This window comes from Leeuwenhoekiella sp. ZYFB001, from assembly GCF_011784865.1.
Lineage (GTDB): Bacteria > Bacteroidota > Bacteroidia > Flavobacteriales > Flavobacteriaceae > Leeuwenhoekiella > Leeuwenhoekiella palythoae.
The window spans coordinates 376,281-395,498 of the sequence record NZ_CP050460.1 but is presented as its reverse complement, the minus strand read 5'-3'; the positions used below and the strand labels follow the sequence as shown (position 1 = coordinate 395,498).

The window sequence follows — 19,218 nt, the reverse complement described above, 5'->3', positions numbered from 1 at the left end:
CTTACTAGTATCTATAAGTTATACGAGCCTTTGTTAAATCGTAAGGGCTCATTTCAAGTTTTACTTTGTCCCCAGGTAGTAATTTTATGTAATGCATGCGCATCTTACCTGAGATATGCGCTGTTACGATATGACCGTTTTCTAGCTCAACGCGAAACATTGCGTTAGACAATGCCTCAATAATTGAACCGTCTTGCTCTATTGCTTGCTGTTTTGCCATTATGCTACTGCTTTTCTATTCTTACCTGTTTTCATCAAGCCATCGTAATGTCTGTTTAACAAGTATGAATTTACCTGTTGCATCGTATCGATAGCTACACCCACTAGAATAAGCAATGATGTTCCTCCGTAGAACAAAGCCCATCCTTGTTGCATTCCAAGTACACTTACTGCGATAGCAGGAAATATTGCTATAAGCGCTAAAAATATAGAACCCGGAAGCGTAATCTGCGACATGATTCGATCTAAATACTCTGAAGTTTCTGTACCTGGACGAATACCTGCTATAAAACCACCGCTTCTCTTAAGATCATCAGCCATTTTATTGGTAGGTACTGTAATCGCAGTATAGAAATACGTAAAGATGATAATCAATAAACCGAATACAAGGTTGTACCAAAATCCAAATATATTGGTAAACTGAGAAGCAATAGACTGTGCTGTTGGCGACTCAGAAAGACCAATAACTGCACCAGGAATAAACATAATAGCCTGAGCGAAAATGATAGGCATAACCCCTGAAGCATTAAGCTTTAACGGTATATACTGTCTACTTCCAAATACATTACGCTCATAACTACCGCTAGCAGTTCTTCTTGCATACTGCACTGGAATCTGACGTACAGCCATTACCAATAGTACAGATAGTAAAATGATAACAAACCAGATCACTAATTCAATAAGAATCATGATAAGTCCACCATTTGATTCAGAAACTCTAGAAACCCACTCCTGTAAAAATGATTGAGGTAGTCTAGCTATAATCCCAACCATAATTAAAAGCGAGATCCCATTACCAATACCTTTATCAGTAATTTTTTCTCCTAACCACATCGCAAAAATACAACCGGTAGTTAAAATGATTACTGAAGAAATGATAAACGTCACATTACTACCCATAACGAAGGCTTCCGGCGGAAGCAAATTAAATAGATTGGTAATGTAACCAGGCCCCTGAATAAGTGTGATCGCAATAGTCAACCAACGAGTAATTTGATTGATTTTACGACGTCCACTCTCTCCTTCCTTTTGCAGTTTTTGTAAATAAGGCACCGCAATACCCATTAACTGCACCACAATAGATGCAGAGATGTAGGGCATGATACCAAGAGCAAATACAGAGGCATTCGAAAATGCCCCACCTGTAAATGCGTTTAACAACCCAAGAAGCCCACCGTCTGTTTGAGCGGCAAGATTTGCTAATTGAGATGCGTCAATACCCGGAAGAACAATCTGAGCCCCAAAACGGTATACTAAAAGTAAACCTAGGGTTAAAAGAATGCGATTCTTTAACTCTTCAATCTTCCAGATATTTTTAATCGTTTCTATAGCCTTCATGCTGATTTATGTTATAAAGTTACTGCTTCTCCGCCTGCTGCTTCAATAGCTTTCTGTGCTGAGGCTGTAAATTTATGAACTGTAATCTTCAATTTAGCTTTTAACTCACCGCGTCCTAAAATCTTAACAAGATCATTTTTCCCAGCCAGTCTGTTTTCTACTAAAACATCAATGGTAACTTCATCCTTGATTCTTCCAGCATCAACATATTCTTGTAGCGTGTCAAGATTTACACCAGTAAATTCTTTACGGTTAATATTTGTAAATCCAAATTTAGGCACACGTCTTTGAAGTGGCATTTGCCCTCCTTCAAAACCTACTTTTTTAGAATATCCTGATCTTGACTTCGCACCTTTGTGCCCACGGCCTGCAGTTCCACCATTTCCTGTAGCTTCACCACGACCTCGCCTGCTGTCGTTCTTTTTTACCGAGCCAGCTGCCGGTTTTAGATTGTTTAAACCCATCTCAATTTATATTTAAGCTTCTTCTACAGAAACTAAATGACTTACTTTGTTAATCATCCCCAAGATGTTAGGAGTGTTCTCGTGCTCCACAACTTGGCCCATTTTCTTAAGACCTAACGCCTCTAATGTTCTCTTCTGGTTCTGAGTACGATTGATCGCGCTCTTTACCTTAGTTACTTTAATCTTTGCCATTGTCTTAAAAATTATCCTTTAAAAACTTTTTCAAGAGAAATTCCTCGCTGCTTTGCAACAGTCTCAGCACTTCTTAATTGTAAAAGTGCGTCAAAGGTAGCTTTTACTACGTTATGAGGGTTAGAAGATCCTTGATTTTTTGAAAGTACATCGTGAACCCCTACAGATTCAAGTACAGAACGAATTGCACCACCTGCAATTACCCCGGTACCAGGAGCAGCCGGCATAAGCAGAACGCGTGCTCCACCATATTTACCTTTTTGTTCGTGAGGAATAGTACTTTTATTTAATGGTATACGTACAAGGTTTTTCTTTGCGTCTTCTACTGCTTTTGCAATTGCACTAGCAACATCCTTAGACTTACCAAGACCTTGACCTACTACACCATTCTCATCTCCAACAACAACAATAGCAGAAAAACCAAAAGCTCTACCACCCTTTGTTACCTTAGTAACACGTTGAACACCAACCAAACGATCTTTAAGATCTAAACCGCTTGGTTTTACTAACTCGACGTTTTTATAATTTTGATACATAACTTCTTAGAATTTTAATCCGCCTTCTCGGGCTCCTTCTGCTAATTGTTTTACTCTACCGTGGTATAAATAACCACCTCTATCAAAAGCTACTGCTTCAATACCAGCTTCTTTAGCTTTCTCCGCGATTGCCATACCTACCTTCTTAGCAACTTCAGCTTTGCTTCCTTCTGCAGAGAAATCCTTATCTCTTGAAGAAGCTGCACTTAATGTTTTACCGGTAGTATCATCTATTATCTGCGCGTAAATCTCTTTATTACTTCTATATACAGATAGTCTTGGACGCTCTGTAGTACCCACAAGTGCCTTACGAATTCTACGACGTATTTTATTTCTTCTAGTATACTTTGAAAATGCCATATCTCTATATATTATGCAGATTTACCTGCTTTTCTTCTAATTTGCTCTCCTACAAACTTGATACCTTTTCCTTTGTAAGGTTCAGGCTTACGGAAACTTCTAATTTTAGCAGCTACTTGACCTACTAATTGTTTATCGTGAGAAGTTAATTTAACGATAGGGTTCTTACCTTTTTCGGTAATAGTCTCTACCTTAACTTCAGGAGCGATATCCATAACGATGTTATGTGAAAAACCAAGCGCCATATCTAATTTCTGACCTTGATTTGCTGCTCTGTAACCTACACCTACTAATTCTAATGATTTAGTATACCCTTCTGATACACCAGCAATCATATTAGCGATAAGCGCACGATATAGACCGTGTTTAGCTTTAAATTCAGCCTTTTCAGATGAACGCTCTAAAACTACAACACCCTCTTCTACTTTAATATCTATGTTAGAATACTCTTGCTTTAGCTCTCCTAACTTTCCTTTTACCGTAATAACACCTTCTGCTACTTCAACTGTAACTCCTGAAGGTATTGTAACTGGACTTTTTCCTATTCTTGACATTGCTCTGTTTCTTTTAACTGATTAATATACGTAGCAAAGTACTTCACCTCCAACATTCTCACTCTGAGCCTGCTTTCCTGTCATTACTCCTTTTGAAGTAGAAACGATAGAGATACCTAAACCATTTAAAATACGTGGCACATCTTTAGAAGATGCGTACTTACGTAAACCTGGTTTACTGATTCTCTGAATATCTTTAATAACTGACTCTTTAGTCTCCTTGTCATATTTCAAGGCGATCTTGATAGATCCTTGAGCCGTTTTATCTTCAAATTTGTAACTTAAGATATAACCTTGATCAAATAAGATCTTGGTTATTTCTTTCTTTAAGTTTGAAGCAGGTATTTCCACAACTCTGTGGTTTGCTGCTGCTGCGTTTCTAATCCTTGTTAGAAAGTCTGCAATAGTATCTGTATACATTTATATTAAATTGCGGTCTTGGTTTTCATCAACAACCATTGTTAACGAACCTAAAACCAGTTTATTCTTAATTTACCAGCTTGCCTTTTTCACACCTGGTATAAGACCCTGATTAGCCATCTCACGGAATGTAACACGTGAAATACCAAAAGTTCTCATATATCCTTTAGGACGTCCTGTTAATTTACAACGGTTATGTTGACGTACAGGAGATGCATTTTTAGGCAGCTTTTGTAATGCCTCATAATCACCAGCCTCTTTTAAGGCTTTTCTTTTTTCAGCATATTTGGCTGCAAGTTTCTCGCGTTTTCTCTCACGAGCTTTCATTGATTCTTTTGCCATAATTACTTCTTTTTAAAGGGTAGCCCCAATTGAGTTAATAATGATTTTGCTTCTTTATCTGTTTCCGCAGAAGTTTCAAAGGTAATATTCATTCCTTCAATTTTGCGTACTTTATCAATATCAATTTCAGGAAAAATAATTTGCTCCTCAATACCAAGGTTATAGTTCCCGCGACCGTCAAAACCAGTTGCGTTGATACCGTTAAAATCTCTAACTCGTGGTAATGCTGAAGTGATCAAACGATCTAAAAATTCATACATACGCTCTCCACGAAGGGTAACTTTAGCACCAATAGGCATACCCTTTCTAAGTTTAAAGGCTGCAACGTCTTTTTTAGACATTGTAGCTACAGCACGTTGACCAGAAATAGTAGATAATTCTTCTACAGAATAATCAATTAATTTCTTATCAGCTACAGCAGCACCAACCCCTCTAGAGATTACAATCTTTCTTAATTTAGGTACTTGCATAACATTTTGATACCCAAATTCTTCAGTAAGAGCAGCTATCACACGCTCTTTATATTCTGTCTTTAGTCTTGAAATGTAAGCCATAACTAAATTACTTCATTTGATTTTTTAGAAAAACGCACTTTCTTGTCACCTTCAATTCGGTATCCTACTTTAGTAGCATCACCATTACCATCAATTAATGATAAATTTGAGATGTGAATAGGCGCCTCTTTCTTAGCAATACCACCTTGAGGATTAGAAGCACTTGGCTTCTCGTGCTTAGACACTAGGTTAATCCCCTCAACGATTGCTTTATTCTTATCTTTAATAACACGTTGCACCTTTCCTTCTTGACCTTTATGGTCTCCGGCAGTTACACGTACATTATCTCCAACTTTTATCTTAAGCTTTGTCATCTTAATACTGTATTAAAGCACCTCTGGCGCTAATGATACAATCTTCATGAATTGTTTTTCACGAAGCTCTCTCGCTACAGGGCCAAATACACGAGTACCGCGCATCTCTCCTTGAGCATTTAAAAGTACACAAGCGTTATCATCAAAACGGATATAAGATCCATCTGGACGACGCACTTCTTTACGTGTACGCACTACTACTGCAGTAGAAACGGCTCCTTTTTTAACTTGTCCGTTAGGTGTTGCATCTTTTACAGAAACAACAATCTTATCACCTACTGAAGCATATCTTCTTTTTGTACCTCCTAACACACGAATGGTCAAAACTTCTTTTGCACCAGTGTTGTCAGCTACTCTTAATCTTGATTCTTGTTGTAACATAATTACTTAGCTCTTTCAATGATTTCTACAAGTCTCCAACTTTTAGATTTGCTTAAAGGTCGTGTTTCCATGATCTTTACAGTATCTCCAATATTGCAGTCATTTTGCTCGTCGTGCGCTACGTATTTTTTCGTTTTCAAAACGAATTTTCCATACATAGGGTGTTTAACTTTCTTAACCTCAGAAACCACAATAGATTTCTGCATTTTATTACTTGTAACGACACCTATACGTTCTTTTCTTAAATTTCTTTTTTCCATCTTAAGCAGCATTATTGTAATTCTCGTTTTGTAAGCTCAGTAGCAATACGCGCTACAGATCTTCTTAGACCTCTAAGCTGAATGGGATTTTCCAAAGGAGAAATAGCGTGAGCCATTTTTAAGTCAGAATAAGCTCTCTTTGCTTTTACTAACTCTTCCTGTAATTCTGCTACAGATAGTTCTTTTACTTCTGATTGTTTCATTTTTCTAGAATTTAGTCAGCTTGATAATCCCTAGCCACTACATATTTTGTTCTCACTGGAAGCTTTTGCGCTGCCAAACGTAACGCCTCACGCGCCACAGGCTCTGCAACCCCTCCGATTTCAAAAAGCATTCTGCCAGGTTTAACGACAGCTGCCCAGTATTCAACAGCACCTTTACCTTTACCCATACGTACTTCAAGAGGCTTTTTTGTGATAGGTTTATCTGGAAAAATTCTGATCCACAAAGAACCTTCACGCTTCATAAAACGTGTGGCAGCAATACGTGCAGCTTCAATTTGTCTAGACGTAAGAAAGTTTGAGTCTAATGATTTGATACCAAAAGTACCATTTGAAAGTTGATGCCCTCTTCCGGCATTACCCTTCATGCGACCCTTCTGTTGCTTACGGAATTTTGTCTTTTTAGGCTGTAACATCTTGTTTTACTTTAAAAAATTACTTTCTACGACGTGATTTTGGAGCACCAGATCCACGACCGCCCTTTCCTTGCTTCTTAGCAAGACCTACTAGAGGAGACAATTCTCTCTTCCCATAAACCTCACCTTTCATGATCCAAACTTTGATACCCAATCTACCGTAAGTAGTATGAGCTTCTACCAAAGCGTAATCAATATCAGCTCTGAATGTTGATAAAGGAATACGACCTTCTTTGTAAGCTTCTGAACGTGCCATTTCAGCACCATTCAAACGACCTGAAATCTGTATCTTGATACCCTCTGCATTCATACGCATTGCAGCCGCGATAGCCATTTTAGTAGCACGACGGTAAGAGATACGGTTTTCAATTTGACGGGCTACTGAGGAAGCAACCAAAAATGCGTCAAGCTCAGGACGTTTAATCTCAAAAATATTGATCTGAACTTCCTTGTTAGTAATTTGTTTAAGTTCTTCTTTCAACTTGTCTACCTCTTGACCACCTTTCCCGATAATGATACCAGGTCTAGCAGTAGTGATAGTAACGGTTACAAGCTTAAGCGTACGCTCAATAATTACTCTAGACACACTAGCTTTTGATAAACGAGCGTGAATATACTTTCTAATCTTATCGTCTTCGGCAAGTTTATCACCGTAGTCGTTACCACCATACCAGTTAGATTCCCATCCTCTGATAATACCTAGGCGATTCCCGATTGGATTTGTCTTCTGTCCCATTTATTACTTGCTTTGTGTGTTATCTTTAGCACCAAGCACAACTGTAACGTGATTGCTGCGTTTTCTTATTCTGTGTGCGCGACCTTGTGGTGCAGGACGAAGTCTTTTTAACATACTTCCTCCATCAACACGAATCTCTTTAATAAATAAGTCTGCATCTTCAATACTAGCATCTTCGTTTTTCTCTTGCCAGTTTGAAATGGCAGAAAGAACCAACTTTTCTACACGACGAGAAGCTTCTTTATTACTAAATTTTAATATTTGAAGCGCTTTCTCTACTTTCTGACCACGTACAAGATCTGCAACTAAGCGCATCTTACGAGGTGAAGTAGGGCAGTTGTTCAGTTTTGCAAAGGCTAAACTTTTTTTAGCCTCTTTTATCTGCTCTGCTCTTTCCTTTTTACGAACTCCCATAGCTTCAATTATTTTTTACCTTTATTTTTTGACCCAACGTGACCTCTAAAAGATCGTGTAGGTGAAAATTCTCCTAATTTATGACCCACCATGTTCTCAGTTACATAAACAGGAACAAACTGGCGACCGTTATGAACAGCTATTGTTTGACCAACAAAATCCGGAGTAATCATTGAGGCTCTAGACCAAGTTTTGATTACCGTCTTTTTGTTAGACTCTACATTAGCAGCAACTTTTTGCTCTAACTTATAGTGAACGTAAGGTCCTTTTTTTAATGAACGTGCCATATCTTATTATTTCTTTCTACGTTCTACAATATATTTATTACTCGCTTTCGTCTTAGTACGGGTTCTGTAACCTTTAGCAGGCACACCGTTTCTATTACGTGGATGACCTCCAGAAGCACGACCTTCACCACCACCCATTGGGTGATCAACAGGGTTCATTACTACTGGTCTTGTACGTGGACGCCTACCTAACCAGCGTTTTCTACCAGCCTTACCAGAAACGATAAGCTGATGATCACTGTTAGAAACCGCACCTATTGTAGCCATACAATTCACTAGAATCAATCTAGTTTCACCTGATGGTAATTTTACCGTTGCAAATTTACCATCACGAGCCATAAGCTGCGCAAAAGCACCAGCACTACGAGCCATAATAGCCCCTTGCCCTGGACGTAACTCAATACAAGAAATAATAGTACCTAATGGAATATCAGACAAAGGCATCGCATTTCCTATTTCAGGAGCAACACCAGAACCAGAAACTACATTCTGATCTACCTGTAAACCATTGGGCGCAATAATGTAACGCTTCTCTCCGTCTTGATAATTTAAAAGCGCAATAAAAGCAGTACGATTAGGATCGTACTCGATGCTCGCAACTGTAGCAGGAACACCCTCTTTATTTCTTTTAAAATCAATAACGCGATAACGCTTTTTATGACCACCACCCTTGTAGCGCATGGTCATTTTACCTTGACTGTTTCTCCCTCCAGACTTTTTAATCGGAGCCAAAAGGCTTTTTTCCGGCTTATCAGTAGTGATGGCGTCAAACCCATTTACTACTCTAAATCGCTGTCCTGGAGTGATCGGTTTTAATTTTCTTACTGACATTTTTTAGTCTTAAATGTTACTATAAAAATCAATCACATCACCTTCCGCCACCTGTACAATTGCTTTTTTAAAGCCTTTTGTTTTACCAGTGATCATACCAGATTTTGTAAACTTGGTATTACGATCTGGGCGAACGTTCATTGTTCTAACTTTAATTACCGAAACACCATAAGTTGCCTCTACAGCATTTTTAATTTCGATCTTATTCGAACCGGGATTTACTTCAAATGTATAACGGCTATTTAGCTCACTATCCATTGTAGCTTTTTCGGTAATCACGGGTTTTATTAAAATACTCATGTTGTTACTTACTTAAAGTTTGCTCAATTTCTTCTAGAGATCCTTCTAAAAACACTACATTATTCGCATTCATAATTTTGTAAGTGCTTAATTCTGAACTCGTTATAACCTCAGAGGTCTTTAAATTGCGTGACGACAAATATACATTATTATTTGAAGCCCCCAACACAAACAAAGACTTTTTATTATCTAAGCCTAAAGCCTTTACAACGTCAACGAAATTTTTGGTTTTTGGAGTTTCAAAATTGAAATCCTCAATTACCGTAATCGCCTTGTCATTTGCTTTAAGAGTTAGCGCAGAACGTCTTGCTAATCGCTTAAGACCTTTATTCAGTTTAAATGAATAATTACGTGGTCTAGGACCAAACATTCTACCCCCACCTTTGAATACACCAGACTTGATACTACCAGCACGAGCGGTACCCGTACCTTTTTGTTTTTTAATCTTACGTGTACTACCTGCAATCTCAGCACGCTCTTTAGATTTGTGCGTACCCTGTCTTTTATTAGCAAGGTGCTGCTTTACATCTAAATAGATAGCGTGATCGTTAGGCTCTATAGCAAAAACAGAATCAGAAAGGTTTGCCTCTCTACCTGTTTCTTTTCCTTTAATATCAACTACTGCTACTTTCATTATCTTTCAATAATTACATAAGAGTTTTTGTGACCAGGTACACAACCTTTAACCACAAGTAGATTCTTTTCAGCAACTACTTTCAATACTCTTAAATTTTGAACTTTTACTCGCTCATTCCCCATTTGACCAGCCATACGCATACCTTTAAATACACGAGCTGGATAAGACGCCGCACCAATAGAACCTGGAGCTCTTAATCGGTTATGCTGTCCATGGGTAGACTGCCCTACACCACCAAATCCGTGACGCTTAACAACACCTTGAAAACCTTTACCTTTAGAAGTACCAGCTACATCAACGAACTGACCTTCTTTAAAGACTTCAACAGTTACTGCATCACCTAATTTGTACTCTCCTTCAAAATCTTGGAACTCGACAACTTTACGCTTTGCAACTGTACCTGCTTTCTTGGCGTGGCCTTGAGCAGCTTTATTTGCAGTCTTTGCGTCATCGAAACCTAATTGAAGAGCACTATACCCGTCAACCTCTTCGGTTCTGACTTGGGTAACAACGCAGGGACCTGCTTCGATAACGGTACAAGGAATATTCTTCCCATTCTCATCAAAGATGCTGGTCATACCTACTTTTTTTCCAATTAACCCAGACATATTAATTATTATTGATTATTACTATTTTACTTATTTAAACTTCGATCTTCATCGAAATAAAACAGGGTCAAAATACCTCCGACCCTGAATGTATTTTTATCCGTTTTTCCCTCGCTCGCAGCTCAGGACATGTTATTCCGCTATACGGAATGGTAACTATACCTTGATCTCTACTTCAACCCCACTTGGCAATTCAAGCTTCATTAACGCATCGATGGTTTTTGAAGATGAACTGTAGATATCAAGTAAACGCTTATAAGAGCTAAGCTCAAACTGCTCACGAGATTTCTTGTTTACGTGTGGAGAACGTAATACAGTAAAGATTTTTTTGTGAGTAGGAAGTGGGATTGGCCCAGTTACTACAGCACCGGTACTTTTTACCGTTTTTACGATTTTCTCAGCAGACTTATCTACTAAGTTATGATCGTAAGATTTAAGTTTTATTCTGATTTTCTGACTCATGTCTTAGTAAATTAAGCGTTAGCAGTTCCTTTTGCTGCAGCAATAACTTCTTCAGATACGTTAGAAGGAGTTTCTGCATAGTGTGAAAATTCCATTGTAGAAGTTGCACGACCAGAAGAAAGTGTACGTAAAGTAGTTACATAACCAAACATCTCAGAAAGCGGCACAATAGCTTTTACAACTTTTGCTCCAGCACGGTCTCCCATACTACTCATCTGACCACGACGACGGTTAAGGTCACCCACAATATCACCCATATTTTCCTCTGGAGTAATTACCTCCACTTTCATCATTGGCTCAAGAACTACAGCTCCAGCGGCTTTAGCAGCTGCTTTAAATCCTAGTTTTGCAGCAAGTTCAAAAGATAATGCATCAGAATCCACAGGGTGGAAAGAACCATCCTTAAGTGTAACTTTCATAGCATCAACTTCAAACCCGGCTAATGGACCATTGATCATTGCAGTCTTAAATCCTTTTTCAACAGCAGGAATATATTCTTTAGGAACGTTACCACCTTTTACTTCGTTAACGAACTCCAAACCAACTTTCCCTTCTTCAGCAGGCTCTAAAGTAAATACGATATCTGCGAATTTACCACGACCACCTGACTGCTTCTTGTAAACCTCTCTGTGATCTGCAACGCGAGTAATAGCCTCTTTGTACTCAACCTGTGGCTGACCCTGGCTAACCTCTACCTTAAACTCACGCTTAAGACGATCAACAATAATATCTAAGTGAAGCTCACCCATACCAGAAATAATCGTCTGACCAGAAGCTTCATCTGTACGTACTTGGAATGTTGGATCTTCTTCTGCCAACTTAGCCAAAGCCATACCTAATTTATCAACATCAGCCTTAGTTTTAGGCTCAACAGCGATACCAATTACCGGATCAGGGAACTCCATACTCTCAAGTACGATCGGGTGTTTCTCATCTGATAATGTATCACCAGTCTTAATATCTTTAAATCCTACAGCCGCACCAATATCACCAGCCTCGATAAAATCGATAGCATTTTGCTTATTAGAGTGCATTTGATAGATACGAGAGATACGCTCTTTGTTACCTGAACGGTTGTTCAATACATAAGAACCTGCATCTAGACGACCTGAATAGGTACGGAAGAATGCTAAACGACCAACAAATGGGTCTGTAGCAATTTTAAACGCTAATGCTGCGAAAGGTGCAGTTACATCAGGCTTACGCAATTCTTCTTTCTCAGTATCTGGATTAATACCTTTAATACCTTCCTTATCTACAGGAGAAGGCAAGTAACGACATACAGCATCTAATAAGAACTGAACACCTTTATTTTTAAAAGCAGAACCACAGATCATAGGAATGATAGACATATCCATTACAGCAGCACGAAGCGCAGCGTGCACCTCATCTTCAGTAATAGAATCTTCATCTTCCATAAATTTCTCAAGCAAGTTCTCATCGTAAGCAGCAACCTCTTCGATCAACATACCACGATACATTTTTGCTTCTTCTTTCAACTCCTCAGGAATCTCAACAACATCAAAAGTTGAACCTTGAGTCTCATCGTGCCATACTACCGCACGGTTTTTCACAAGATCAATAATTCCTCTAAAGTCTGCTTCTTCCCCAATAGGAAGAACGATAGGCACTGCATTAGAACCTAGCATCTCTTTAACCTGCTTACAAACCTCCAAGAAGTTTGAACCTTGACGGTCCATTTTGTTTACAAAGCCCATACGTGGCACTTTGTAGTTATCAGCAAGTCTCCAGTTAGTTTCAGACTGAGGCTCAACGCCATCAACCGCACTAAACAAGAACACAAGACCATCAAGAACACGCAATGAACGGTTTACCTCTACAGTAAAATCAACGTGTCCCGGAGTATCAATTATATTGAAGTTATAATCCTTTGTATCAGGAAGTGGCTGAGCATTTTCCATAGGAAACTTCCAAGTACAAGTAGTAGCAGCAGAAGTAATAGTAATACCACGCTCTTGCTCTTGCTCCATCCAGTCCATAGTAGCCGCACCATCGTGCACCTCACCTATTTTATGGCTCACACCAGTATAATAAAGTATACGCTCAGTAGTTGTAGTTTTACCCGCATCAATGTGAGCCGCAATACCTATATTTCTTGTAAATTTTAAATCTCTTTGTGCCATTTTTATTAGAATCTAAAGTGAGAGAATGCTTTATTTGCTTCTGCCATCTTATGAGTATCTGTACGTTTTTTAACAGCAGCACCTTCTTCTTTAGCAGCAGCTAAAATTTCCGCAGCTAACTTAGAAGCCATTGATTTTTCATTACGCTTTCTAGCGAAACTAATCAACCATTTCATCGCAGTAGAAATCTTGCGATCTGGTCTGATCTGCATAGGGATCTGAAAGGTTGCACCACCTACTCTACGGCTACGCACTTCAACGTGCGGCATAACATTAGACAATGCATCTTTCCAAACTTCTAAAGCAGTTTTTTCTTCGTTGTTTTTCTTCTCCTCTACGATATCCATTGCATCGTAAAAGATTTTGAAGGCTACCGACTTCTTACCGTCCCACATCATCATGTTAACGAAACGCGTAACCAGCTGATCGTTAAAACGAGGATCTGGTAAAAGTGGTCTTTTTTTGGCCTGTCTTTTTCTCATTTCTTCTCTTTAAAAGTTTTTAATTACTTCTTAGGGCGTTTTGCTCCATACTTAGAACGACGCTGTAGTCTTCCCTGAACACCTGCTGTATCCAAAGCTCCACGTACAATGTGATATCTAACACCTGGCAAATCTTTTACCCTTCCACCTCTAACCAATACTATCGAGTGCTCTTGTAAATTGTGTCCTTCACCACCAATGTATGCATTCACCTCTTTACCGTTAGTTAATCTAACACGCGCTACTTTACGCATCGCTGAGTTAGGTTTCTTAGGCGTAGTAGTGTACACACGGGTACAAACCCCGCGGCGTTGTGGGCACGAATCCAAAGCAGCCGATTTACTCTTCTTGGTTATTTTGGCTCTTCCTTTTCGTACTAATTGTGAAATTGTTGGCATAATTTCCTTTTACCTAAATTATAGTTATTATAATAGCCCTTTTCTAAGGGTGTGCAAAGCTACAAAATAAATTAAGTATTTCAACACTTAAATCATTAATTTTCAAAGGTATTTTTCAGATATTGAAAAACCGCACACCAAACCCCACTAATATATCGCAATCTTGAAGCTGAATCTCATTATCTTTTACGTCACCCTATTGATAGGAAGCTCTTTATTCGGCCAAAAAATACACTTACAAATTGTTGGTTCGGAAAAAACAGAAAAAGATTTACTGAAGACTTTTGGCTTGAAAGCAGAATTTAGCTCCTTCTCAGAAGCGCAAGAGTCACTCAACAGATTAAAAGACTTCCTCTATAAAGAAGGCTACTTTCAACACATAGTTTCATTAACAAACAACAACCAACTTATTAAAGTAACACCTGGAAACAGATCAGATTCGATCACATTATATATAAATGACAAAAACCTTCAATTAGATTTCACTAAAAAAAAATCACTTGCCACAACTGAACTCCCCGAATTCCTTAAAAACATTACCAAAAAGGAAAGCGACGCAGGATACCCATTATCCACCACCAGTTTAATAAACATACGCTTAAACGACAATGAACTCACAGCAGAACTTCATCTTGAGAGAAAAAGACAACGTAAAGTTTCTAACATCTTAATAAAAGGATACCCCAAGTTTCCAAAGTCATATCTAAAACACTACACCAGATTAGACACCACAAAAACATTCAACAGATCTGAAATTCAAAAAAAAACAGACAATCTTAACAACCTCCTTTTTATCACCCAAACAAAACCTCCCGAAATCCTTTTCACTAAAGATAGCACCAACCTATATCTATATATAGAGAAGAATAACATCAATCAATTTGAAGGTTTTATAGGCTTTGCCTCAGATGAAGAAACTAATAAATTGAGAATAGACGGAGTCATAGATCTTCAATTAACAAACAACTTCAATTACGGAGAATCCCTTAGCTTCTATTACAAGAGCAACGGCAACAACCAACAAACCCTAGAGCTTTCTGCCAGACTCCCCTACCTTTTTAAATCCCCAATTAGCCTAAGCGCCAACTTTAATCTTTTTAGACAAGACAGCTTATTCTCTAACACCTCACAATCCCTTTCAGCCGAATTTCAAGCCGCACAAAACCTTAGCATCAACACCACATACAATCACACCAGCTCCAATGCCACCACTTCGGCACCAGACAGCAATCCGTTTACCAAAAACAGCCTAAGCCTAGGGTTGACTTATACAAACAAAAAGAACTATATACTTCTCCCTCAAATCACTCAGTTCAAAATTGACATAGGAGGCGCACAAAGAATAGACCAAAATACTAATCGTCAATTTTTCACAACAATTGAAGCATTAAAAACCTTTACAATCTCCTCTAAACAGCAACTCCACCTAGAAAGCAATACCAGTATTCTCAACTCTGAAGATTATTATGAAAACGAGCTGTTTCGGTTTGGCGGCATAAAAACACTCCGCGGCTTTAAAGAAAACAGCATTTTCTCCAGCACCTACTCCACCCTACTAACAGAGTTTAGACAAGTCCTCACAAATGAATTGACCATTAATAGCATTTTTGATCTAGCCTATAGCAAGAATCATATCAACAATTCAGAAAACTACCTCTACTCTATCGGCCTTGGCGCTTCAATAGTCACACAAAGCGGCACTTTGAAACTGAACTTCGCTAACGGAACCACCCTAGGCAACACGCCAAAATTCAGCAACACAATCCTACATTTAACCCTGTTAACACAATTCTAAAACAACCACAATTACATTTTTCGTAAGATATAGTCTTTCTGACGATTTAACCTATTTAACAGTTTTAATTAGTTAAAAACACTCGATAATGAAGTATTCTTATTTAATAATCCAAATTTTATAGAATTATCATAATTAACATATAATGCTATTTAATTTAACAAAAAATTAAATTTTATGATTTAAAATGTTGTGTTGATGCTTTTTTTTAATCATTTTTAACATCGGCTAATTCAAATAAATATTAAACATGAAAAAACGATTACAAGGATTTCTAATGCTATTTCTAGCATTAGTTGTGCAAGTTTCTTTTGCGCAAACCAGAACAATTTCTGGAACGGTAACCGATGATAGCGGAGTTCCGCTGCCAGGAGTTAACGTCCTCATCTCTGGAACGACAACCGGAACACAAACAGATTTTGATGGATTGTATTCTATTGAAGCATCTACGGGAGATGTGCTTACATTTAGCTATGTTGGTTTTTCTCCTCAAGACGTAACCGTAGGAACTTCATCAACAATTGATGTTCAGCTTGCCGCTGGAGAAGCTTTAGAAGAAGTAGTAGTAACCGCCCAAGGAATTAAAAGGGAGAAAAAAGCACTCGGTTATGCTGTAAGCGAAGTATCTTCTGAAGCTCTTGAACAGCGTCCCGAATCTGATGTTGCTCGTGTACTCTCAGGTAAAGCATCTGGGGTAGAGATTACAGCACAAAATGGTACATCAGGATCTGCAACAAACGTAGTTATTAGAGGATACACCTCTATTAACGGAAGTAACCAAGCGCTTTTTGTGGTTGACGGTGTTCCCTTTGCCAGTGACACTAATTCTTCAGGGAGTTTTGTGAATGGTAATACTGGTTCGAGCCGTTTCTTAGATATTGATCCCAACAACATCGCAAGCGTTACTGTTCTTAAAGGTCTTGCTGCCGCAACACTTTATGGAACTGACGGGCGTAACGGTGTTATCTTAATTACAACGAAAGCAAACAGCGGGCAGTCTTCAAAAAAGAAAACAGAAATCACTTTAAATCAGTCTTTCTTTTTCAACGAGATCGCATCCCTTCCTGATTACCAACAGAATTATGGTGGTGGTTTTAACCAGTCTTTTGGTTGGTTTTTCAGTAACTACGGACCAAACTTCAATGCAACAGGAGTTGACGGATATTTAAATGATCCCGCTGGAATTATCGATGCTAACGGAAATGTTCCGCATCCATATGCCACAAACGCCTTCTTAAGTAACTTTTTAGGCGGAGAGAACGAATTGTATCAATCCTTCCAAGGGGTTGACTATGCTTACAGACCCTACGCTAGTGTAGAGAACTTTTTTAGAACTGGTAGTGTAAGCAATACCTCCTTAAACATCAGAGGCGCTTCAAATGATGGCAACATGTCTTTCAACGTAAACTTCGGGCATACAGATGATCAAGGTTTCACCCCAGGCAACAGCCTTACCAGAAACACACTTTCTGTTGGTGGACGCGCTAAATTGAGCAACAAATTTACAGTAACCGGTATTTTAAACTATTCTCGCACTGATTTTAAAACACCTCCGGTTGCAGCGAGTGATGGTAACGCGAATTATGGTTTATCTGTATTTGGTCAGGTATTCTTTACCCCGATAAGTGTTGACTTAATGGGCTTACCTTTTGAAATCCCCGAAACAGGTGGTAGTATCTATTACCGTAATGGAAACGACATTGTAAACCCACGATGGACTGTTAAAAATGCACAGAATGGTCAGCTTACCAATCGTGTTTTTGGTAATGCACAACTTTCTTACGAGTTCAACGATAATGTAAGTGTACTCTATAGAGGTGGTATTGATATCTATAACGAGCGTAACCACTCTTACGCAAATAAAGGGGGAGTTAATAGTGATGCTGACCGTTTTGGTTACTATGACACTTGGGATAACAACAGCACTACTTTTAATCACTATGCTGCGGTATCTGGTAATTACGACTTAACAGCTGATCAAAAATTAAATGTTAGCTTTCTTTTAGGTGGAAGTACATTAGGAGAATACTACGACAGACAAGGGGTTTCGAGCTCTGCTCAAATCGTTTATGACGTTCAGAGGCACTTCAACTTTGAAAACCAGCTACCTATTCAGTTTTCTCAAAAAAGAAACACTATCGGTTTATTTGGTGATCTTTCATTTGAGTATGACAACTTCTTATACTTATCGCTATCCGGAAGAAATGACTGGATCTCAAACTTGATCGCAGAAAACAACAGTCAGTTTTACCCTAGTGTTAGCGCCTCTTTCATTCCAACTTCTGCATTTGAAGGTTTTGGCGGAGGAAACAGCCTAGGACTAAATTACCTTAAATTAAGAGCCGGTCTTGGTTCTTCTGCAGGGTTCCCTACAGGATACCCAACCGTGAATACTATCAATCAATCTACTCAAGTTTCTGGTGGAGCTGTTGGTGGAGCTTCAGGAATTGTTACCAATGGTGTTAGCGACGCTCTTGCTAATCCAAATCTAAGACCTGAGTTGATCAGCGAATGGGAAGTAGGTTTTGATGCAAGATTGCTAAAAAACCGTTTAGATGTTAGCTTATCATATTACGATCGTACAACTAAAGACCAGATTGTGGGAATCCCATTATCAACATCTTCAGGATATACCGGCACAACGGGTAACATCGGAAAGGTTGAAGGAACCGGATGGGAAGTTGACCTAGGGGTTGACATATTTAAAAGTGCAGAGCCTAGTGGATTCAGCTGGAACTCCAGAGTGAACTTCACTACCAATAAGCAAATAGTTACTGAACTTGGTAGTGACCAGATAGTTTATGCAGGATTCTCTAATTTAGGTAATGCTGCAATTCAAGGCGAACAACTAGGGGTTATCGTAGGAAGCAGAATTCTTAGAGATGATAATGGTTCATTTGTAGTAGGTAATGATGGTTTTTACGTATCAGAGACTGAGGTTTATATTGATGATGCAGGAAATGAGGTAAATGCCGATACTCCAGGAGCTCGTTCTATAGCACCTATCATCGGTAATCCTAACCCTGATTATGTAATGAACTTTATCAACACTATTTCTTATAAGAATCTTACGCTTGGTTTTCAAGTAAGTCACGTAAGCGGTGGAGATATTTACTCTCAGACAATAGGTACGTTGCTAGGTCGTGGTTTAATAAACCCGGATCGTAGAGAACCTTTTATTCTTCCTGGTGTTTTAGCTGACGGATCACCTAACAGACAGCAGCTAGACAACTCTTCATTCTATTTTGACAATGTTCTTTTTGGTCCTAGCGAGTTGAGAATCTATGACGCTTCTGTAATTCGTCTTAAGGAACTATCCCTAGGTTATACAATGCCTAAAAAGTGGTTAGAAAAAACTCCTTTTGGCACTTTATCGATTACTGCTGCCGGATATAACTTATGGTATGACGCATACAACACTCCAGATCGCGCTAATTTTGATCCTAACGTAGCTGGTATTGGTGTAGGTAATGGGCGTGGATTTGACTATCTAAACGGACCTAGTTCTAGAAGATATGGTTTGAGCGTAAAAGCTACATTCTAAGCTAATCGT

28 protein-coding genes are annotated in these 19,218 nt (G+C 38.7%); 2 read left to right on the top strand and 26 right to left on the bottom strand.

The genetic code is table 11. The annotated features are described in order from the left end of the window. Positions 1 to 4 precede the first annotated feature (4 nt). From infA to rpsL, 26 genes are all read right to left on the bottom strand, one after another. Positions 5 to 220 (bottom strand): translation initiation factor IF-1, encoded by a 216-nt coding sequence (infA, locus tag HCN54_RS01665; protein ID WP_009779202.1) that lies wholly within the window; start codon positions 218 to 220, stop codon positions 5 to 7. Beyond that, on the bottom strand, positions 220 to 1,557 hold the full coding sequence (gene secY, locus HCN54_RS01660; RefSeq protein ID WP_072984073.1) for a preprotein translocase subunit SecY: 1,338 nt from the start codon (positions 1,555 to 1,557) through the stop codon (positions 220 to 222). Before secY ends, infA begins: the two co-directional genes overlap by 1 nt. Before the next feature lie 11 nt (positions 1,558 to 1,568). Beyond that, complete coding sequence (gene rplO, locus HCN54_RS01655; RefSeq protein ID WP_009779200.1) at positions 1,569 to 2,021, bottom strand: 50S ribosomal protein L15; 453 nt, start codon at positions 2,019 to 2,021, stop codon at positions 1,569 to 1,571. A 12-nt stretch (positions 2,022 to 2,033) separates the two neighbouring features. Continuing rightward, the gene (rpmD, locus tag HCN54_RS01650; RefSeq protein WP_009779199.1) at positions 2,034 to 2,213 is read right to left on the bottom strand and encodes a 50S ribosomal protein L30; all 180 of its coding nucleotides are present in this window, start codon (positions 2,211 to 2,213) and stop codon (positions 2,034 to 2,036) included. An 11-nt stretch (positions 2,214 to 2,224) separates the two neighbouring features. Next, positions 2,225 to 2,749 carry a 30S ribosomal protein S5 gene (gene rpsE / locus HCN54_RS01645; RefSeq protein WP_072984075.1) on the bottom strand — a complete coding sequence of 175 codons (525 nt, stop codon included), beginning with the start codon at positions 2,747 to 2,749 and terminating at the stop codon, positions 2,225 to 2,227. A 6-nt stretch (positions 2,750 to 2,755) separates the two neighbouring features. Then, entirely contained in the window at positions 2,756 to 3,109 is a 354-nt protein-coding gene (rplR, locus tag HCN54_RS01640) for a 50S ribosomal protein L18 (protein WP_072984077.1), read from the bottom strand. 11 nt (positions 3,110 to 3,120) lie between these two features. After that, on the bottom strand, positions 3,121 to 3,663 hold the full coding sequence (rplF, locus tag HCN54_RS01635; RefSeq protein ID WP_072984079.1) for a 50S ribosomal protein L6: 543 nt from the start codon (positions 3,661 to 3,663) through the stop codon (positions 3,121 to 3,123). 21 nt (positions 3,664 to 3,684) lie between these two features. Beyond that, positions 3,685 to 4,083, bottom strand: a complete 399-nt coding sequence (gene rpsH / locus HCN54_RS01630; RefSeq protein ID WP_072984081.1) for a 30S ribosomal protein S8 — start codon at positions 4,081 to 4,083, stop codon at positions 3,685 to 3,687. Positions 4,084 to 4,155: 72 nt separating this feature from the next. Then, positions 4,156 to 4,425 carry a 30S ribosomal protein S14 gene (gene rpsN, locus HCN54_RS01625; RefSeq protein WP_009779194.1) on the bottom strand — a complete coding sequence of 90 codons (270 nt, stop codon included), beginning with the start codon at positions 4,423 to 4,425 and terminating at the stop codon, positions 4,156 to 4,158. A gap of 2 nt (positions 4,426 to 4,427) precedes the next feature. Further along, positions 4,428 to 4,979: a 50S ribosomal protein L5 gene (gene rplE / locus HCN54_RS01620; RefSeq protein ID WP_072984083.1), complete on the bottom strand. Its 552-nt coding sequence runs from the start codon at positions 4,977 to 4,979 to the stop codon at positions 4,428 to 4,430. Positions 4,980 to 4,981: 2 nt separating this feature from the next. Continuing rightward, complete coding sequence (gene rplX, locus HCN54_RS01615) at positions 4,982 to 5,293, bottom strand: 50S ribosomal protein L24 (protein ID WP_072984085.1); 312 nt, start codon at positions 5,291 to 5,293, stop codon at positions 4,982 to 4,984. A 12-nt stretch (positions 5,294 to 5,305) separates the two neighbouring features. Beyond that, positions 5,306 to 5,674: a 50S ribosomal protein L14 gene (gene rplN / locus HCN54_RS01610; RefSeq protein WP_009779191.1), complete on the bottom strand. Its 369-nt coding sequence runs from the start codon at positions 5,672 to 5,674 to the stop codon at positions 5,306 to 5,308. A 2-nt stretch (positions 5,675 to 5,676) separates the two neighbouring features. After that, complete coding sequence (gene rpsQ / locus HCN54_RS01605) at positions 5,677 to 5,934, bottom strand: 30S ribosomal protein S17 (RefSeq protein ID WP_040533212.1); 258 nt, start codon at positions 5,932 to 5,934, stop codon at positions 5,677 to 5,679. 11 nt (positions 5,935 to 5,945) lie between these two features. Continuing rightward, positions 5,946 to 6,137, bottom strand: coding sequence for a 50S ribosomal protein L29 (gene rpmC / locus HCN54_RS01600; RefSeq protein WP_009779189.1), 192 nt, complete (start codon positions 6,135 to 6,137; stop codon positions 5,946 to 5,948). Between the two features lie 11 nt (positions 6,138 to 6,148). Beyond that, positions 6,149 to 6,571, bottom strand: a complete 423-nt coding sequence (gene rplP / locus HCN54_RS01595) for a 50S ribosomal protein L16 (RefSeq protein WP_072984087.1) — start codon at positions 6,569 to 6,571, stop codon at positions 6,149 to 6,151. Positions 6,572 to 6,590: 19 nt separating this feature from the next. After that, the gene (gene rpsC / locus HCN54_RS01590; protein WP_072984089.1) at positions 6,591 to 7,307 is read right to left on the bottom strand and encodes a 30S ribosomal protein S3; all 717 of its coding nucleotides are present in this window, start codon (positions 7,305 to 7,307) and stop codon (positions 6,591 to 6,593) included. A 3-nt stretch (positions 7,308 to 7,310) separates the two neighbouring features. After that, positions 7,311 to 7,721, bottom strand: a complete 411-nt coding sequence (rplV, locus tag HCN54_RS01585; RefSeq protein WP_009779186.1) for a 50S ribosomal protein L22 — start codon at positions 7,719 to 7,721, stop codon at positions 7,311 to 7,313. An 8-nt stretch (positions 7,722 to 7,729) separates the two neighbouring features. Continuing rightward, positions 7,730 to 8,008 carry a 30S ribosomal protein S19 gene (gene rpsS / locus HCN54_RS01580; RefSeq protein ID WP_009779185.1) on the bottom strand — a complete coding sequence of 93 codons (279 nt, stop codon included), beginning with the start codon at positions 8,006 to 8,008 and terminating at the stop codon, positions 7,730 to 7,732. A 6-nt stretch (positions 8,009 to 8,014) separates the two neighbouring features. Then, positions 8,015 to 8,839 (bottom strand): 50S ribosomal protein L2, encoded by an 825-nt coding sequence (rplB, locus tag HCN54_RS01575; RefSeq protein ID WP_072984091.1) that lies wholly within the window; start codon positions 8,837 to 8,839, stop codon positions 8,015 to 8,017. A gap of 9 nt (positions 8,840 to 8,848) precedes the next feature. After that, positions 8,849 to 9,139, bottom strand: a complete 291-nt coding sequence (gene rplW / locus HCN54_RS01570; RefSeq protein WP_072984093.1) for a 50S ribosomal protein L23 — start codon at positions 9,137 to 9,139, stop codon at positions 8,849 to 8,851. A gap of 4 nt (positions 9,140 to 9,143) precedes the next feature. Further along, positions 9,144 to 9,773, bottom strand: a complete 630-nt coding sequence (rplD, locus tag HCN54_RS01565; protein WP_167596275.1) for a 50S ribosomal protein L4 — start codon at positions 9,771 to 9,773, stop codon at positions 9,144 to 9,146. Beyond that, positions 9,773 to 10,384 (bottom strand): 50S ribosomal protein L3, encoded by a 612-nt coding sequence (gene rplC, locus HCN54_RS01560; protein ID WP_072984097.1) that lies wholly within the window; start codon positions 10,382 to 10,384, stop codon positions 9,773 to 9,775. The genes rplD and rplC overlap by 1 nt, the downstream gene beginning before the upstream one ends. 156 nt (positions 10,385 to 10,540) lie before the next feature. Further along, the gene (rpsJ, locus tag HCN54_RS01555; protein ID WP_009779180.1) at positions 10,541 to 10,846 is read right to left on the bottom strand and encodes a 30S ribosomal protein S10; all 306 of its coding nucleotides are present in this window, start codon (positions 10,844 to 10,846) and stop codon (positions 10,541 to 10,543) included. A gap of 11 nt (positions 10,847 to 10,857) precedes the next feature. Continuing rightward, entirely contained in the window at positions 10,858 to 12,990 is a 2,133-nt protein-coding gene (gene fusA / locus HCN54_RS01550) for an elongation factor G (protein ID WP_072984099.1), read from the bottom strand. Between the two features lie 5 nt (positions 12,991 to 12,995). Further along, entirely contained in the window at positions 12,996 to 13,472 is a 477-nt protein-coding gene (gene rpsG / locus HCN54_RS01545; RefSeq protein ID WP_072984101.1) for a 30S ribosomal protein S7, read from the bottom strand. 23 nt (positions 13,473 to 13,495) lie between these two features. After that, a complete protein-coding gene (gene rpsL, locus HCN54_RS01540; protein ID WP_009779177.1) occupies positions 13,496 to 13,870 on the bottom strand; it encodes a 30S ribosomal protein S12 in 375 nt (124 codons plus the stop codon). Positions 13,871 to 14,159: 289 nt separating this feature from the next. Between rpsL and HCN54_RS01535 the strand changes: the two genes are divergently transcribed. Both HCN54_RS01535 and HCN54_RS01530 read left to right on the top strand, forming a co-directional pair. Further along, the gene (locus tag HCN54_RS01535) at positions 14,160 to 15,665 is read left to right on the top strand and encodes a BamA/TamA family outer membrane protein (protein ID WP_167596274.1); all 1,506 of its coding nucleotides are present in this window, start codon (positions 14,160 to 14,162) and stop codon (positions 15,663 to 15,665) included. A gap of 250 nt (positions 15,666 to 15,915) precedes the next feature. Beyond that, entirely contained in the window at positions 15,916 to 19,209 is a 3,294-nt protein-coding gene (locus tag HCN54_RS01530; protein ID WP_167596273.1) for a SusC/RagA family TonB-linked outer membrane protein, read from the top strand. Positions 19,210 to 19,218: the final 9 nt, after the last annotated feature.

Coding starts and splice junctions, on each gene's coding strand:
- infA (WP_009779202.1), bottom strand. CDS start 220: ATGGCAAAACAGCAAGCAATAGAGCAAGACGGTTCAATTATTGAGGCA.
- secY (WP_072984073.1), bottom strand. CDS start 1,557: ATGAAGGCTATAGAAACGATTAAAAATATCTGGAAGATTGAAGAGTTA.
- rplO (WP_009779200.1), bottom strand. CDS start 2,021: ATGGGTTTAAACAATCTAAAACCGGCAGCTGGCTCGGTAAAAAAGAAC.
- rpmD (WP_009779199.1), bottom strand. CDS start 2,213: ATGGCAAAGATTAAAGTAACTAAGGTAAAGAGCGCGATCAATCGTACT.
- rpsE (WP_072984075.1), bottom strand. CDS start 2,749: ATGTATCAAAATTATAAAAACGTCGAGTTAGTAAAACCAAGCGGTTTA.
- rplR (WP_072984077.1), bottom strand. CDS start 3,109: ATGGCATTTTCAAAGTATACTAGAAGAAATAAAATACGTCGTAGAATT.
- rplF (WP_072984079.1), bottom strand. CDS start 3,663: ATGTCAAGAATAGGAAAAAGTCCAGTTACAATACCTTCAGGAGTTACA.
- rpsH (WP_072984081.1), bottom strand. CDS start 4,083: ATGTATACAGATACTATTGCAGACTTTCTAACAAGGATTAGAAACGCA.
- rpsN (WP_009779194.1), bottom strand. CDS start 4,425: ATGGCAAAAGAATCAATGAAAGCTCGTGAGAGAAAACGCGAGAAACTT.
- rplE (WP_072984083.1), bottom strand. CDS start 4,979: ATGGCTTACATTTCAAGACTAAAGACAGAATATAAAGAGCGTGTGATA.
- rplX (WP_072984085.1), bottom strand. CDS start 5,293: ATGACAAAGCTTAAGATAAAAGTTGGAGATAATGTACGTGTAACTGCC.
- rplN (WP_009779191.1), bottom strand. CDS start 5,674: ATGTTACAACAAGAATCAAGATTAAGAGTAGCTGACAACACTGGTGCA.
- rpsQ (WP_040533212.1), bottom strand. CDS start 5,934: ATGGAAAAAAGAAATTTAAGAAAAGAACGTATAGGTGTCGTTACAAGT.
- rpmC (WP_009779189.1), bottom strand. CDS start 6,137: ATGAAACAATCAGAAGTAAAAGAACTATCTGTAGCAGAATTACAGGAA.
- rplP (WP_072984087.1), bottom strand. CDS start 6,571: ATGTTACAGCCTAAAAAGACAAAATTCCGTAAGCAACAGAAGGGTCGC.
- rpsC (WP_072984089.1), bottom strand. CDS start 7,307: ATGGGACAGAAGACAAATCCAATCGGGAATCGCCTAGGTATTATCAGA.
- rplV (WP_009779186.1), bottom strand. CDS start 7,721: ATGGGAGTTCGTAAAAAGGAAAGAGCAGAGCAGATAAAAGAGGCTAAA.
- rpsS (WP_009779185.1), bottom strand. CDS start 8,008: ATGGCACGTTCATTAAAAAAAGGACCTTACGTTCACTATAAGTTAGAG.
- rplB (WP_072984091.1), bottom strand. CDS start 8,839: ATGTCAGTAAGAAAATTAAAACCGATCACTCCAGGACAGCGATTTAGA.
- rplW (WP_072984093.1), bottom strand. CDS start 9,139: ATGAGTATTTTAATAAAACCCGTGATTACCGAAAAAGCTACAATGGAT.
- rplD (WP_167596275.1), bottom strand. CDS start 9,773: ATGAAAGTAGCAGTAGTTGATATTAAAGGAAAAGAAACAGGTAGAGAG.
- rplC (WP_072984097.1), bottom strand. CDS start 10,384: ATGTCTGGGTTAATTGGAAAAAAAGTAGGTATGACCAGCATCTTTGAT.
- rpsJ (WP_009779180.1), bottom strand. CDS start 10,846: ATGAGTCAGAAAATCAGAATAAAACTTAAATCTTACGATCATAACTTA.
- fusA (WP_072984099.1), bottom strand. CDS start 12,990: ATGGCACAAAGAGATTTAAAATTTACAAGAAATATAGGTATTGCGGCT.
- rpsG (WP_072984101.1), bottom strand. CDS start 13,472: ATGAGAAAAAGACAGGCCAAAAAAAGACCACTTTTACCAGATCCTCGT.
- rpsL (WP_009779177.1), bottom strand. CDS start 13,870: ATGCCAACAATTTCACAATTAGTACGAAAAGGAAGAGCCAAAATAACC.
- HCN54_RS01530 (WP_167596273.1), top strand. CDS start 15,916: ATGAAAAAACGATTACAAGGATTTCTAATGCTATTTCTAGCATTAGTT.